We start from the raw sequence: 15,080 nt of genomic DNA, 5'->3' as shown, positions 1-15,080 counted from the left end.
ACTCTCTTGACGCAATAGATCGGTGAACCTACGCTTTCGGCAATCAACATCCACTCTGCGTTCACGCCTGCCTGACCCGTTGTCCGCCAATGAAAACCATCTATCGAGGAGAAGCGATGACGTTTCGGCTAGGAGTTGATGTCGGAGGCACCTTCACCGACATTCTGCTGATAAACGAGCAGACCGGTGAGACCCACAGATACAAGACGTCCTCGACGCAGCAAGACCAGTCAATCGGGGTGCTCCATGGCGTGGAGCAGGCGTGTCTGGCAGCAGGGGTTGCGCCGTCAGAGGTGCGGGAGATCCTGCACGGGACCACTGTGGCCACCAACGCGATCCTGGAGCAGAAGGGCTCCCGTGTAGGGCTCGTGACAACACGGGGGTTCCGGCAGATCCTGCAGATTGGGCGGTCCTTTGTGCCGGGCGGGCTGGCGGGATGGATTATCTGGCCGAAGCCGGAACCGCTGGCCGATTTGGAGGACACGGTGGAGGTGATTGAGCGCGTCACCACAGCCGGAACCGTCCTGACGCCTCTGGACGAGGAGGACGTTCGGATCCAGCTGGGCAAGCTGAAGAAGAAGGGCATAGAGGCGCTCAGCATCAGCCTGATCAACTCCTACGCCAACGGTGACCACGAACGCCGCATCCATGAAATTGCCCTGGAGGAACTGCCGGGAATCCCTATTTCCCGTTCCTCGGTGATCCTCCCGGAGCTGCGCGAATACGAAAGAACCCTCACAACGGTGGCAAACGCCTACGTCCAGGGCATGGTGTCACGCTACGTGGGCAACTTGGAGGATAAATTCGGTGCCGCGGATATTGATGCGACCCTGTCTATCCTGCGCAGCGACGGAGGGCGGGTCTCCGGAAAAATCGCCTCGGAGAATCCCGTCTCCCTGCTTCTTTCCGGACCGGCAGGAGGTGTTACCGGAGCGGTGTGGGCTGGCGAGCAGGCCGGCTTCACCAACCTCCTGACCTTCGACATGGGCGGAACCTCCACCGACGTCGCCCTGGTCCAGGGCCTGGCCCCAAGGATTGGCAGGGAAACCCGGGTGGGTGACCTGACGGTGCGCGCCACCTCGGTGGACGTGCGCACAGTGGGCGCCGGCGGCGGGTCCATAGCGCACGTGCCGCCGCTGACCCAGGCCCTGCGGGTCGGGCCGCAGTCCGCCGGCGCCACACCGGGGCCCGCTTCCTACAGCAGGGGAGGAACCGAACCCACCGTTACTGACGCCAACGTGGTGCTCGGCTACCTGCCCGCCCAGCTGGCCGGCGGAGAGGTGGGGCTCGACGCCGATGCGGCGCGGACCGCCGTGCAGGTCATTTCTGATGCGACGAGCCTGGACAGCGTGGAAGCGGCAGCCGAGGGGATTATCAACATTGTCAACGAGAACATCTACGGCGCCCTTAAACTGGTCTCCACCCAACAGGGCTTTGACCCGCGTGATTTTTCCCTGATGGCCTTTGGCGGGGCCGGGCCGCTGCACGCAAACGCGCTGGGCATCCTCACCGGCGCCTGGCCGGTCATCATTCCGCCCTCCCCGGGTGTGCTGGCAGCGTACGGCGACGCCACGACCAGCCTGCGCAACGAATCCGCCCGCACGCTGGTGCGGCCGTTCTCCGAACTGAGCGACTCCAAGCTGGCTGACCTTTTTGAAGAGCTCGAAGCCAGCGCCATGGAAACCCTGCTGGAGGCAGGCCTGGACGCAGCAGACCTCACGGTGGGCTATTCCGCGGACCTACGCTACTACGGCCAGGGGTTCGAGATTCCCGTTGAAGTGCAGCGGAACGCCTTCAACGGCAGCGGGAGCACCGGCGGAACCGGGCTCGATGCCCTGCGGACGTCCTTCAACACTGAGCACGAGCGGTTGTTCGCCTTCCTGCTGGACAACGAGCATGAACTGGTCACTGCACGGGTGACCGTCAACGGTCCCCGGCCCGGCGTTGCATCCGTCACCTTGGAAACGGGCGGCACCGATGCATCGGCCGCGGTCACGGGCAGGCGGAACATCTGGATTCAGGGCCAGCCGGCAGAGGCCTTCATCTATGACCGGAACCTGCTCCTCTCCGGCAACGTAGTGGCCGGTCCCGCCGTCATCACCGAAATGGACTCCACCACCATGGTCCTCCCGGGACACACGGCCACGGTCCATCCGCAGGGGAGCCTGCTCATCCGCCCGCTCGACGCAACTGCAAAGGACTGAACGATGGCACGGCTCATTGAGAATCCCACCGGTCCCCTCACAAAAGTGGAGGTGGACGTCGTTACCCTCGACTTGATCGAAAATGCGCTGCGCAGCGCCCGCTATGAAATGGACGAGACGCTCTTCAGGACGGCGCTCAGCCCCGGCATTCGTGAACAGCATGACGAATTCCCGCTGATCGCGGACCCGGCCGGCAAAATGATTGTGGGCCAGTTTGGTCTGTCCATTCCGGATTTCCTGGAGAATTTTGAGGGCACGATCGAAGAGGGCGATGTGCTGATGACGTCGGACCCGTACTCCTGCGGTGCAGCCATTAGCCACGCCAACGACTGGCTGGTGGTCATGCCGATCTTCTTTGAGGGCAGGATTGTGGGCTGGGCGTCGCAGTTTGGGCACATGTCGGATGTGGGAGGCAAGACGCCGGCCTCCATGCCCACGGATGCGCGGACCATCTTCGAGGAAGGCGTGATCATTCCGCCCTTCAAGCTTTACCGCAAAGGGGAGCGGGACGAAGTTTCGCTGGGCATCATCCTGAACCAGGTGCGTAAACCGGACTGGAACCGGGCGGATCTCAACGGAATTGTGGCCGCCTGCCGGACGGCGTCGCGCCGGGTGCAGGAGATGTGCACCCGCTTTGGTGTTGACACCTACACGTCGGCCCTGGATGAGCTTTTGGACCGGAATTACCGGGCCATGAAGGTACTGCTGGCTGCCGTGTTCGAGGAAGGAAAGCCGCTTTCCTTCACGGATTACATTGACGACGACGGCCGCGGATACGGACCGTACAAACTGACAATGACGATCACCCGCACCGGGGAGAAAGTACTGATCGACCTCACCGGCAGCAGCCCCCAGGCGCAAAGGCCCATCAACTATTACATCAACGAGAACCTGATCCGGATGTTCTTCGGGATCTACATGATCACCGTTGCCGACCCCCAGATCCTTTGGAACGACGGTTTCTATCCCCTCGTGGACGTGGAAATTCCGGAAAAGTCCTTCTGGAAGCCCGCCTACCCGGCGGCCCTCAACGGGCGGAACCACGGAATCGGCCGGCTTTTTGATCTGTTTGGCGGACTTCTCGGCCAGGCCAATCCGGATCTGCTGAACGGTGCAGGCTTTTCCTCCTCACCGCACTTCATGTATTCCGGGAACTACACCGAGGGGGAGCGCAAGGGTGAATGGTTCCAGTTGTATTCCATCGGCTTCGGCGGCATTCCGGGCCGACCTGTGGGTGACGGCCCCGACGGGCATTCATTGTGGCCCTCATTCGTCAATATTCCCTGTGAATACCTGGAGTCGTATTTTCCGCTGATCGTTGACCGCTGGGAAACAGTGGCGGACACCGGCGGTGCCGGACTGCACCGCGGCGGCAACGGAGTGGACGTGTCGTACCGGTTCCTCGAACCGGGAACCATCGCCATCCACGATGACCGCTGGCTCACCTACCCGTGGGGTGTCCGCGGCGGCAAGCCGGGGGCGCGCGGCCGGAAATGGCTGGAAAAAGCCGACGGGACCATGGTGGTGCTGCAAAGCAAGGTCCATGACGTGGCGGTGCAGGCCGGGGATGTGCTGCACTTTGTCACGTGGGGAGGCGGCGGCTGGGGTGATCCGCTGGCACGTGATCCCGAACTGGTCTGCAAGGAAGTGCGCAGGGGCCTGGTGAGCGCGGACGGCGCGCGCAGGTACGGCGTCGTCTGCAGTGAAGACGGTGCCCTTGATGCAGCCGCAACGGAAGAGCTCCGCGCCGGGCTCAGGGCGAGCCGGGAGGAACCCCTTCCGCTCTTTGACCGGGGCGGGGACCTGGCAACACTGCTGGCCAACAGCCTCGAAGAAACAGGGCTGCCGGCCCCGCAGCCTCCGGTGGCAGTATGACGGAACACCTGATGCGCAGGGATTTCGCAGCCGGCTTCGACGGAAAACTGGCGCCGGGCCGGACGCCTGCGGTGCTCGCCGTTGACCTCATGCTGGCTTACTTCGATCCGCATAGCCCGTTGTGCCTTCCGTCCTCCGCCTTCCTGACGGTTGCCGCCGAGGTGATCGCCGCTGCCCGCCGGAACTCGGTTCCGGTGCTTCACACGGTGGTGCGTTACGGGGCCGACGGCAGTGACGGAGGGATTTTCATCAAGAAGGTTCCGGCGCTGCAAATGCTGATGGGTGACACACCTGCGGGCCAGCCCATGCCGGAGGTGGCGCCAACAGAGCAGGAAACCGTCATCGTCAAGCAGTACGCCAGTGCCTTTTTTGGCACCACCCTGGCCTCCACCCTCCGTGCCCGGGGCGTGGACACCGTGGTGATTGTGGGGACAAGCACCAGCGGATGCGTGCGGGCCACAGCCGTGGATGCCATCCAAAACGGTTTCATTCCGCTTGTTGTCCGTGACGGGGTGGGTGACCGTGAACCGTCGGTCCACGAAGCGTCCCTGTATGACCTGCAGGCGAAGTACGCCGAAGTCCTTCAGAGCCCGGACGTGCTTGAGTATCTGCGCACTGTGCGTCCCGGCGAGGGAGAGGGAGGAACGTGACGGAACCCCGGACACCATTAGGGGTCCGGGGTTCCGTCAGGCGTCCCGTTAGTGCTCGGCGGGCCGGGTGAACGGAAGCACGAGCCGCGAGGGATGCCCGGCGTCGCGGTAGATCTTGTGCATGACCGGACGGCCGACGGGCAGGTGGAAGGCATCGGGGGGCAGAAGTGCGTTGTGCTCATCGGCCAGCGGTTCGGCATTGGAAAGCTCCGCCACCAGCTTGTGCCCGGGCAGGAAGGTGTTCGCGAACGGATACAGGCGCACCACGTACTCTTCGACCTGTCCCGGCTCCACCGGAACCGACCGCGTGTGCGGATGGTACGGATTTCCCTCGGTGGTGCGCTCGGTATCGAGCTCCCGGTGCGAGGCCTTGAGATAGCCGGTGGTGATCAGCTGGCGCTTGCCATTCGGTGCGGCGTCCCAGAGCCGGAGGATGAAGTTGGTGTCCGGCTGGTCGATCTCGGCGAAGAGATGCGCCGCGCCGGTGCCGATCATTTCCGTACGCTCCTCGAACGTGTCAGTGGACCAGGAGAGGATCTCCACCTTGTCCGTGACTGTCAGCGGCGCCTGGTAGAAGCCGTCCGGGGCGGCGTACCCGGTATCCATCAGCTCCGGTTCGGCCGAGAGCTTGCGGCGGGTGCGCAGATACAGCGGCTTATACTCAACGTCCTTCGGCGGCCAGGCCTCAGCGGTAACAACCTCCCGTGATCCCTCCACAAAGACGCTCACCGCCGGTTCGTCCATGACCCCGTTGTCGATGCCCTTGATCCAATAGTCGTACCAGCGGAACATCTTGTCGTGCTCTTCGATGAACGGGCGTGACTGCATGGGAGGGTAGGGTCCGATGTCCAGTTTCTTCGGGCCCAACAGGGTGTCAAAGAGCTCGATCGTGCCGTCCAGAGTCCAGCCGCGGCCCTGGTCCAGCTGCAGCCAGACCGGGATGTCGATGTTCGGCGCCAGCGTGATGGGGTTGCGCTCCTCGTACCAGTCGCCGTCGACGTCGTTCATCACGATGTCAAACCAGGCCTCATGATTTGTTGGGTAGTTCAGCACGTGCACCAGATTGGGCCAGGCGGCGACGTCGGGGTCCGCCAGGCGCTCGGCAACCAGCTTCTCGATCTCGCCGGGGGAGTGCTTCTCCAACATGCGGGACTTCACCCGGTCGGTGAACGCCCAGCCGGAGTCTCCGCCGCGGCCTTCTCGGGCGGCCCGCGGCATGAACCACATGACGCCGCCGTGATAGGTGGTCTCGTAGAAGTCGTAGTGACCGCCGGAGACGAAGATGGCCTTCAGGTGCGGCGGGCGTTCAGCGGCGGCCAGCACCTGCATCGATCCGAAGTAGGAGATCCCCACCATGCCCACGTTGCCGTCGCACCAGGGCTGCTCGGCCACCCATTCAATGAAGTCATAGGCGTCCTCGCCCAGGGAGACTCCGCCGGCGTTGTAGTTGCCGATGTGTTCGCCTTCGGAGTGGCCGGAGCCGCGCAGGTCGCCGATGACGTGGACGTAGTCTTCCTTCACGATCCGGGCTATGTCACCGGCCTCGATGCAGCCGTCCCACATGGGACTGGGCCGGCGCTGCGGCGGCATGGTCAGCGCCAGTGCCTGCAGTTCCTTGCCATAGGGGCTCAGAGCCACCAGGGCGGGGCGGGGCTTGTCCGCCTCACCCTCGTAGGCATCCGCGGCGAGGAGAACGCCGTCGCGCATGGGGACCCGGAGGTTCTTGCGGACGGCGATCTGTGCTCCGCCCGCGTTGATCATCTGGTACTCGGTCATGATGTTGGAAATCTCCTCTGTCAGGGCTTGTGGCGAAACTGCGTGCGGTAGCCGTGCAGTGTAGTGAAAAACGGTGATGGTTCCAGGGTGGGGTCGCCCTCATATCCCAGTTCCCGGGCCGCACCGGCAAACGGTGAGTAGACGGAGTCCGTTTCCTCAAGGCCGTCCACCAGATACGGGTGGACGGTGTTCCGGATGCGGGCTTCAAGGTCCAGGCTTTCCCGCAGGGCACGCTGGGCCTGCACGCCGTCCAGCTCGACGCCGAAGGGCTCGCCGTCCGCGCCGCGGTAGGGATGTCCCAGATAGAGGTTTTTCGGGCGCAGCCCGTCCCGCAGGTACTCCAGGGACGAGCGGTAGGCATCCGGATCCGTGTAGCCGGGAACCGGTTTGCTGCGCCGTGGATCTGCACCGCATCACCCACGAACACCGCATTCTGGCCGTCCAGCGCATAGGCCACGGAACCGGGAGTGTGGCCGGGAACGCTGTGCACGGACACCGTCACGCCGCCGCCGAGGGAGAGCGTCTCTCCGCCCCGGACCAGGACCGTCGGCTCCATTTCCCCGGAGATGACGGCCTGGGCGGCTGCCGCCTGCTGGCGGACGCCGTCGGGATTATCCAGATACCGGCTCCGGCCCTGCACATACTCATCCACATGGGCCTGACGGGACCGCAGCAGCGGCGCGTCCGCTTCGTGGATGACCACCTGAGCCTTGCCCCCGGTGAGCTCCCACAGGGCCTTCGCCCCGCCGAGGTGGTCAATGTGTCCGTGCGTGAGCAGGATCCAGCGGACCTCGTCGACGCTCCGTCCGAGCTGTTCCAGTGCCGGAATCAGGCCCTCGGCCGGGGACGACGCGATGCCGGTGTCAACGATGGCCGGCTCGGGTGCGTCAATGAAATAGCTGTAGAGACCGAACCGGCCCCACGGCGAGACCAGCGGATGGACGGCGGCTGTCATCGGATGCCGTGCAGGAAATCGCGGGTCTGTTCGAAGGGCCCGTAGAATTCCGGAATCCAGGAGAAGTTTGCCACGAACCCGTGGTTTGCCCCCGCATAGCGGGTCACCGTGGCCTTGACCCCGGCCTCCTGCAGGCGCTTGCCGTACAGCTCGCCCTCATCGCGCAGCGGGTCGTGCTCGGCGGTGATGATCAAAGCAGGGGGGAGCCCGGTGAGGTCCGTGCGCTTGATGGGGGAGACCAGCGGGTTTGCCGGGTCTGCGCCGTTGTCCAGGTAGAACGCGTTGAAGGGCTTGAGGCCGGCGGTTTCCAGGCCGTATCCCTCCGCGTTTTCCCGCATGGACGGGTAACGGTCGACATCGAAATCCAGGTCCAGCGACGGGTAGAACAGGACCTGATGGGTGATGCCGGCGAAACCGTCATCCTTGGCCATTGCGGTAACGGCAGCCGCGTAGGTGCCGCCGGAGCTGTCGCCGGCGACGGCGAGGGTTCGTCCGTTCCAGCGCAGGGTCCCGCCGTTTTCAGCCGCCCAGCGGAGGACGCCGTAGCAGTCCTGCAGCCCGGCCGGGAAAGCAGCTTCCGGTGCCAGGCGGTAGTCCACGGAGATGACCTTGCAGCCGGTCTCCCTGGCCAGCGACCGTGCCACATGGTCGTGGGTGTCCAGGCTGCCCAGGAAGAAGGCTCCGCCGTGGAAATACACGACCAGGCCGTAGTCGTCCGCGTCAACCGGGGTGTAGATCCGGACGGGGACGTCGCCGGCCGCCGTGGAGGCGGTGCTGTTTTCCACGTTGTGCAGCGGCAGCCGCTCCTCGAGAGGAGGAACCTGGGCCGCTTCACCGGCGCGCATGGCCCCGGGGTTGAGGGGCCCTTCCGGCGGAGCCGGCAGGGTGGCCAGGATCTTGGCAATTTCGGGATGGATGGTCATAGCTTGTCCTTGCAGTTTTGCGTTGTTACTTGGCGGCGGACTGTTCCGGGAACGCAACTTCTGCGGACTCCGGGGTCCAGCCCAGACGGGAGAGACGCTGCAGCTCATCGGTGAGCGGCTTGCGGTTGGCCTGGAACAGGGCTAGGGCTGCCGGAACGGAGTCGGCTGCCAGCAGGGCGTCGGCCAGTGCCCCGGCGTCCTGGATGGCGGAGTTGGCGCCCTGGCCCTGGTGGTGGAGCATGGCGTGCGCCGAGTCGCCCAGCAGCGTGACGGAATCGGTGTGCCAAAGATCCACGGGATCAATGTCGTAGACGGAACGGCTGGTGACCTGGCTGATATCAAGGTTGCGGGCAATGTCCACGATCCGCTCGTCGAAGCCCTCCAGCAGCGTAACGAGGTACTCATTGGTGATGATCGGCGCCCAGGTGTCGTCCTCGGAACAGGCGGTGATGTCGTAGGACACCTGGTTGCGGTGACGCAGCGGCAGGTTGTAGGCCACAGTGCCGTTCTGGGCGATGTAGAAGCGGGGATTGTCGTCCGTGACCAGGTCAAAGGTATCGTCCAGCGAAATCACGGTGCGGTAGGCATGCTCGCCGGCGAAGACCGGTGCCTTGTCCGTGAACAGCTGCTGGCGGACCAGGGAGCGGATGCCGTCGGCACCGATGACCAGGTCAGCGGTGACGCTCTCACCGTTTGTGAAGGCGAGCGTGGACTGCTTCCCGTGGTCTGTGATGCCGCTGAGCTGGTAACCGAGGTGCACCATTTCCGGGGGCAGCACACCGAACAGGGCTTCAATGAAGTCACCGCGGTGAATGATGCGGGTGTGGTTGGTCTGCGCGAAACCGTGCAGCTCCGGCCATTCCTCCTGAGCCAAAACCATCTTGCCGTCGGCCGTGACAATCTCCAGATGATCGCTGGCCGCACTCACGGCCGCAATGGCGTCGAAGATGCCCCACTGGCGGAACAGCTCAACAGTGGTGGGACGCAGGCCGATTCCGGCGCCCACCTGGCCAAAGGCGGGAGCCTGCTCGTAGACATGGACGTTTTCCGCGCCGATGCTCTGCAACGCGATGGCTGCGGCGGCGCCGCCGTATCCTCCGCCGATGATCGCAATATTCAGGTCCTTGAATTCAGAAATCTTCATGTTTTTTCGCTTTCTGCTATCCGGTGCGTCGCTGCACCGTCAGTAATGCTGGGAAGGTCCGCGGATTCAGGCGCGGATCGAGAGGAATTCGGCCGGATTATCGATGAAGATGCGCTTGATCTGCGCTTCGTCCAGGCCGTTGAGCTGCAGATCCGGGATCAGGGTCTCGAAAATGTAGTTGACCGTGTGGCCCTTGACGCCGGGCCAGCCTAGCGGGCTGCAGTTGGCATCGGCGGAGACGAGCAGCTGGTCCAGATGACCCTTTTCTACAAGGTTCAGGAAATGGTCCAGGCGTTCCTTGCGGGGGCGGGCCCAGAACGGCGGGTCAGGAAGCTCTGTTTCGTAACCAAAGGTATCGAAGCCGATCCGGCCGCCCCGGCCCATAATCCATTCGCTGGGCGTGTCCGCGGCGTTGAGTCCGTCGTCGGCATGCCCGAAGAGCACCCGGTCCAGCGGCAGGCCCTCTTCGGCGAAGATATCGATTGCCGGCTGGGGATCAATGGCCAGGTGGGTGAGGATCGGCACGCCGGTGACGACGGCGGCACGGGCAGCCGCACGGTAGATGCGTTTGTCCAGATCCGTCATGCGGCCGCCCCGGCTAACGCCAACCTTGATGACGCCGGCGCGGCTGCCGGTGTCGCCGATACCGACCGTGATTTCGTGGACAAAGACCTTCGCCAGATAGTCCACGGACGCCCGGGAGAAATGCGGCAGTGCGGTGTCACCGCCGACAAAGCCGGTGCAGGCCACGATGTGGACGCCGGTCTTCCTTGACAGGGACTTGTAGTAGTCAATGTCGCGGCCGTTGCAGATGCCGGTGGCGTCAACAAAGGTCCCGCCGCCGTTTTCGTGGAAACGGCGCAGCTTGGGCACGGTCTCCTCGTACGCCTGCTCTGGCGTTTTCCACCACTTGGAGTCCAGCTCGGACCCGGGCATACCATAGCCGATGTGCTCGTGGATGGCTACGATTCCGAGTTCTTCGGCCGGGATTGTTCCCAGCACAGTGTTTACCTTCGACAACACGTTCACCTCAAAATTAGAAAGTTCATTTATCTGCGCGGAAGACATTCCGGGACACGGCTTCAGCGGACCGACAGCAGGTCCCGCGGATTGTCCACCAGGATGTGTCTGGCATCCTCGTCGCTAAGTCCCAGCGACGTGAGCAGAGGCATAAACGTGGACAGGACGTGGCTGAACGGCAGATCGTAATCCGGCTGCCCCTTGGCAACACCGATGGCATTGGCAGAGAGCAGGATCCGGTTGGCGTGTCCGGCCCCGGCAAGTTCGATGACCAGGGCGGCGCGCTCCCGGTCGGTGACATAGCCGTCGTCGTCGTTCAGGCCTACATGGTCCAGGACCACGTAGGCTCCGCGGCTGGCTACTTCAAGGGCCGCGCCGGCCGCGTCGCGGCGGTCAAGCCCGCCGACCATCACGCGGTCTGCCGGAAGCTGCTCGTCCAGAACGATCCCCAGGTCATGGAGGGCGTCCCTTCCGAACCTGATCGAGACCGGCACGCCGGTGGCTGCCGCGGTCCGGGCCGCACCGCGGAAGAGGCTCTCCTCCGTCGCAGTCATACCGCTGCGGTCGGCTACGGTGGCCACCAATCCGGCGGCAGCCCGCCGTTCAACCCGGGGAACCACCATGCCCTCGGTGACCTCCTTCGTGAAAAGGTCGGCGAATTTTTCGGCCGGCCACGGTGTGGGCGGGTTAGTCTGCGGGGTCAGGAAATAGCCGCCGAGCATCTCTTCCGGACCCATGCCTGTTGAGGCGATGATGTGCACCCCGGTGCTACGGGACAGCGCCTCGTACAGCGGGAGGTCCCGGCCGTGGAACATGCCGGTGCTGTCCACGATGGTTGTGCCGCCGTGGCTGCGGAAATCCGTCAGCTTGCCGGCAAGGATCCCGAAGATCGACGCCCGGTCCATGCTGATGTCTGGGGCGTACTGGGCGCCGGGAACCACTGACAGCAGCGCCTCGTGAACTCCAACCACCCCCAGATCGCGGGCAGGGACGGGCCCCAGGACGGTGTTGACGGTGGTGGTGTTCAGGACGGCGTTGGGGGACGTGCTGGCGACGTCGATGCCTGCGAGGTGGCTCACTGGCCTCTCCTTTGGAGCTGGGAATACGGATGCGGGGGCCGGCTTGTGCGGACCTTCGCTCCCGTTGGGTGTGCCCAGCATCACAGATAACTTTACGCAATGTCAAGAAAGCGGACGTCACGTATATTTGTTCGATTTCACACGGAACCTGTGCGCACCGCTCACTTATTAATCAGTTAGTTGAATCTATTGACATCACGTAAAGCTTGACTCCAGACTGTCTCAGTGACGCCAGTCACAATGACTGCCCGGAGGGCCGACCGGAAACAAGGGAGTTTCACCAGATGAGTCAAAACAGCTTGACGATGAGCACAGGTTCAAGCCGGGCCACGTTCCTGGCTGCCTACAGTGCGGTCACGCTCGCACAGATGACCAACGCCCTGCCCGGTGCCCTGAACGGCACCTTTGCCGCAGAGTTCCACACCTCGGGTGCCGGCCTGACCTGGATCGCGGGCATCTTTATGGTGGGCGTGGTGGTATTCGAGCTCAGCTGGGGCCTCCTGGGTGACCTGTTCGGACGCAGGAAACTGCTCTACGGCGGTGCCGCGCTGAGCATTATCGGATCCGTCCTGGCCGCCGTGGCCCCCAGCACCGGGATCATGATCACGGCGCAGGCCATCGGAGGTATCGGGGCGGGCATCCTCTTCCCCATCTCGCTGTCTCTGATCGCCGCGATCACGCCGGACCCCCGGGCACGGGCACGGGTCATCGCCACCTGGGCCGGCTTCCTCTCGCTCGGTGCGGTCATTTCCCCGGTCCTCTCCGGACTCACGGCACAGCTCTTCACCGTGCCCGGGGCCGGGGCAGGAGCACCGAACGAGTTTAGCGGCTGGCGCGTGGCGTACTTCATTGCTGCGGCGGTTGCCGTTTTCGTACTTTTCGCCGCCACCCGGGCGAAGGACTCCGCGGGCCCCGAAGGGCGCCGGCTCGACCTGCCCGGCCAGGCCACCCTGGCACTTGGGCTCATCGCTGTCCTCTTCGCAACCGTCAGGGCCGTCGATTCGGGGTTCGGCGCCCGGGAGGTCATCGCCAGCTATGTTGCCGGCGGCATCCTGCTTAGCCTCTTCATCGTCATCGAGATGCGGACAGCCCAGCCGCTCATCCACCTTTCGCTCTTCAAGAACAGGGCGTACTCGATCACCGGGGCCGTCGCCGTCAGCGGAATGTTCGCCTTCCTTGCGGTTTGCTACAGCACCAGCGTTGTTGTCGGGGGACTGGCCCTGGCCGAGACCTGGAAGGTTGGCGTGCTGTTCGTGTTCATCCAGGGACCTGCCTTCATCTTTATCCCGGTGGTGGGATGGCTCATCCATCACGTGGCGCCGCGCTGGGTGCTCACGGCGGGCTTCACCTTTATGGCTGTCTCCGGCTTCTGGCTTTCAACCTTCTCCCTGGGCACCCCGGAGGCCTTTGGCGGTTCCCCGTGGACCACGTTTATGCTGCCGCTCCTGATGCTGGGCATCGGCTTCGCGCTCACCGTTGGCTCCGTCACCTCCGTGGCGATCAACACCGTTGATGAACACAACATCGGCATGGCCTCCGCGACGACGAACCTCCTGCGTGACCTGGGCTTCGCCCTCGGCCCCGTCATCGGCTCCGCCATCGCCTTCGGCATCGGTGCCTCGGTCTTCGCGGCCCCCCTGGCCGGAATCCTCAGCGGTACCGGGCTCCCCGGAGCCGCCGTGGAAGGACTCTCCAACGTGCCGCCGCTTGGCTACCTCTCGGGTTGGCAGGATGTCATCACCTCGTTCACCGGCCAGGTGCAGGCCGGCGGGGCACCGCCTGCGGCAGTGGACCGTATGGTCCAGTCCCTGACCTCGGCCCAGCAGCAGATCCAAGGTGCCGCGGGAACCTCCCTGGGCCAAGGCTTCCAAGCTGTGTACCTGACGGCCGGCATCGCGGCCCTGGTTTCCGCGGTCCTCACCCTCTTCATCTCCGGCCGCTCCTCGGCACCCGATGACGTGTTGGAAACCACCGAAGCCAACACCGAAGCCGTCGTCGCACACTGAGGGCTTTGGCTTCGCCGGAGCGCAACGCACCATCTAGCACACCGCAGCATCGATCAGAACGCACCACCCTTAGGAGAGCATTATGGCAGTACCCCTTGAATCAGACGTCGACATCTGGGCCGACGACATCCTGCTGGACCCCTACCCGACATACACCGTGCTGCGTGAAACGGCCGGTGTTGTTTACCTGCCGAAGAATGATTTGTACGTCCTTACGCGGTATGACGCCATCCGTGATGTGCTCGGCGACCCGGCGGACTTTTCCTCCGCGTCCCTGGGCTTCAACCCGATGGTGAACGAGGCGTTGCAGGGCACGTCGCTGGCCTCCGACCCGCCGATCCATACCCAGCTGCGGGCCACGCTGTCGGCGAACCTGACACCGCGGGCCCTGCGTGGACTGAAGGTCACTATTGATGAGAAGGCCGATCGTCTTGTCAGCGATCTGGCGGCCGGCGGAAGCTTCGACGCCGTGGATGCCCTGGCCCGCGCCTTCCCACTGGAAATTGTGGCTGACCTGATTGGCTTCACGGGGCATGTCAAGGAGAACATGCTGCGGTGGGGCCAGGCCGCGATGCAGGTCCTGGGGCCGCTGAACCAGCGCACCCAGGAGAGTTTTCCCATCGCGGGGGAGCTCTACGGCTGGTGTTCCTCGGTCACCGCCGAGGACCTGGCACCCGGTTCGATTGGCCGCGGAATCTTTGACGCCGAAACCCGCGGGGACATTCCCTCGGGTGCGGCCGGCCACATCATCCATCAGTACCTCGGTGCAGGCGTGGACACCACCATCGCCTCGATCGGAAACATCGTGGCGCTGTTCGGCCGCCATCCTGAGCAGCTGGCACTGGTCCGTAACAACCCGGAGCTGGTACCGGGAGCCTTTGCCGAAGTCCTGCGGTACTGGGCACCGATCCATATCTGGGGCCGCACCGCCACCCGCGACGTGGAGATCGATTCACTGACGGTGCCGGCCGGAGCCCAGCTGGGCATCCTCTTTGGTGCCGGCAACCGCGACCCGCGCCACTACACGGATCCGGATGTTTTTGACGTCACCCGGAACCCGGTGGACCACCTCGCCTTCGGGTACGGCCCGCACGGATGCGCCGGCCAGGGCCTGGCCAGGCTCGAGGGGCATGCCGTCCTCGGAGCCTTGGCGCGCAGCGTGAGGACCATGACGATTGCCGAGGAGGCCCGGGTGCCAAGCAATATCACCAGGAGCCACGAGACCCTGCGCATCATTGACGTGGTGGCTACATGAGGATCGAACTTGACCGTCCCCGCTGCGAAGGCCACGGCCTCTGCGAGGAAGCGGCTCCCAGCCTGATGCACCTCGACGACGACGGCGACCTGATTATTGATGTGCCCGACGTCGACGGTTCCGATGCTGAACTTGCCAAGGCTGCGGCGCGGGTCTGTCCCGTTGCTGCACTGCGGCTGGCGGCGTCGTGAAA

12 protein-coding genes and 1 pseudogene are annotated in these 15,080 nt (G+C 64.2%); 6 read left to right on the top strand and 7 right to left on the bottom strand.

The window, feature by feature from the left end; translation table 11 throughout:
- The first annotated feature begins 116 nt into the window (after positions 1 to 116).
- The 3 genes from ABIB35_RS05205 to ABIB35_RS05195 are packed head-to-tail and all read left to right on the top strand — an operon-like array spanning position 117 to position 4,729.
- Complete coding sequence (locus tag ABIB35_RS05205) at positions 117 to 2,204, top strand: hydantoinase/oxoprolinase family protein (protein WP_354179469.1); 2,088 nt, start codon at positions 117 to 119, stop codon at positions 2,202 to 2,204.
- 3 nt (positions 2,205 to 2,207) lie between these two features.
- Positions 2,208 to 4,079, top strand: a complete 1,872-nt coding sequence (locus ABIB35_RS05200; RefSeq protein ID WP_354179467.1) for a hydantoinase B/oxoprolinase family protein — start codon at positions 2,208 to 2,210, stop codon at positions 4,077 to 4,079.
- Positions 4,080 to 4,090: 11 nt separating this feature from the next.
- Positions 4,091 to 4,729, top strand: coding sequence for an isochorismatase family protein (locus tag ABIB35_RS05195; RefSeq protein WP_354179465.1), 639 nt, complete (start codon positions 4,091 to 4,093; stop codon positions 4,727 to 4,729).
- 48 nt (positions 4,730 to 4,777) lie between these two features.
- Here the strand turns inward: ABIB35_RS05195 and ABIB35_RS05190 are convergent, their stop codons facing one another.
- The 7 genes and pseudogenes from ABIB35_RS05190 to ABIB35_RS05160 all read right to left on the bottom strand — a co-directional run bounded on the left by ABIB35_RS05190 (position 4,778) and on the right by ABIB35_RS05160 (position 11,626).
- Complete coding sequence (locus ABIB35_RS05190) at positions 4,778 to 6,505, bottom strand: CocE/NonD family hydrolase (RefSeq protein ID WP_354179463.1); 1,728 nt, start codon at positions 6,503 to 6,505, stop codon at positions 4,778 to 4,780.
- Between the two features lie 20 nt (positions 6,506 to 6,525).
- The gene (locus tag ABIB35_RS05185; RefSeq protein ID WP_354179573.1) at positions 6,526 to 6,750 is read right to left on the bottom strand and encodes a hypothetical protein; all 225 of its coding nucleotides are present in this window, start codon (positions 6,748 to 6,750) and stop codon (positions 6,526 to 6,528) included.
- Between the two features lie 209 nt (positions 6,751 to 6,959).
- Positions 6,960 to 7,460: pseudogene (locus ABIB35_RS05180) on the bottom strand (MBL fold metallo-hydrolase); the annotation flags it as partial.
- Positions 7,457 to 8,383, bottom strand: coding sequence for an alpha/beta hydrolase (locus tag ABIB35_RS05175; protein ID WP_354179461.1), 927 nt, complete (start codon positions 8,381 to 8,383; stop codon positions 7,457 to 7,459). The pseudogene ABIB35_RS05180 and the gene ABIB35_RS05175, both read right to left, overlap by 4 nt.
- A 25-nt stretch (positions 8,384 to 8,408) precedes the next feature.
- Positions 8,409 to 9,527 carry an FAD-dependent oxidoreductase gene (locus ABIB35_RS05170; protein WP_354179459.1) on the bottom strand — a complete coding sequence of 373 codons (1,119 nt, stop codon included), beginning with the start codon at positions 9,525 to 9,527 and terminating at the stop codon, positions 8,409 to 8,411.
- Positions 9,528 to 9,593: 66 nt separating this feature from the next.
- The gene (locus ABIB35_RS05165; protein ID WP_354179457.1) at positions 9,594 to 10,529 is read right to left on the bottom strand and encodes a phosphotriesterase family protein; all 936 of its coding nucleotides are present in this window, start codon (positions 10,527 to 10,529) and stop codon (positions 9,594 to 9,596) included.
- 80 nt (positions 10,530 to 10,609) lie between these two features.
- Positions 10,610 to 11,626: a phosphotriesterase family protein gene (locus ABIB35_RS05160; RefSeq protein WP_354179456.1), complete on the bottom strand. Its 1,017-nt coding sequence runs from the start codon at positions 11,624 to 11,626 to the stop codon at positions 10,610 to 10,612.
- 305 nt (positions 11,627 to 11,931) lie between these two features.
- Between ABIB35_RS05160 and ABIB35_RS05155 the strand changes: the two genes are divergently transcribed.
- The 3 genes from ABIB35_RS05155 to ABIB35_RS05145 all read left to right on the top strand — a co-directional run bounded on the left by ABIB35_RS05155 (position 11,932) and on the right by ABIB35_RS05145 (position 15,078).
- Positions 11,932 to 13,632 carry an MFS transporter gene (locus ABIB35_RS05155; RefSeq protein ID WP_354179454.1) on the top strand — a complete coding sequence of 567 codons (1,701 nt, stop codon included), beginning with the start codon at positions 11,932 to 11,934 and terminating at the stop codon, positions 13,630 to 13,632.
- An 82-nt stretch (positions 13,633 to 13,714) separates the two neighbouring features.
- Positions 13,715 to 14,887, top strand: a complete 1,173-nt coding sequence (locus tag ABIB35_RS05150) for a cytochrome P450 (RefSeq protein ID WP_354179452.1) — start codon at positions 13,715 to 13,717, stop codon at positions 14,885 to 14,887.
- Entirely contained in the window at positions 14,884 to 15,078 is a 195-nt protein-coding gene (locus ABIB35_RS05145; RefSeq protein WP_354179450.1) for a ferredoxin, read from the top strand. The genes ABIB35_RS05150 and ABIB35_RS05145 overlap by 4 nt, the downstream gene beginning before the upstream one ends.
- The last annotated feature ends 2 nt before the right edge of the window (positions 15,079 to 15,080 follow it).

It is taken from the genome of Arthrobacter sp. UYP6 (assembly GCF_040547315.1).
Taxonomy (GTDB): domain Bacteria; phylum Actinomycetota; class Actinomycetes; order Actinomycetales; family Micrococcaceae; genus Arthrobacter_B.
This window is presented reverse-complemented; position numbering and strand designations above follow the sequence as displayed.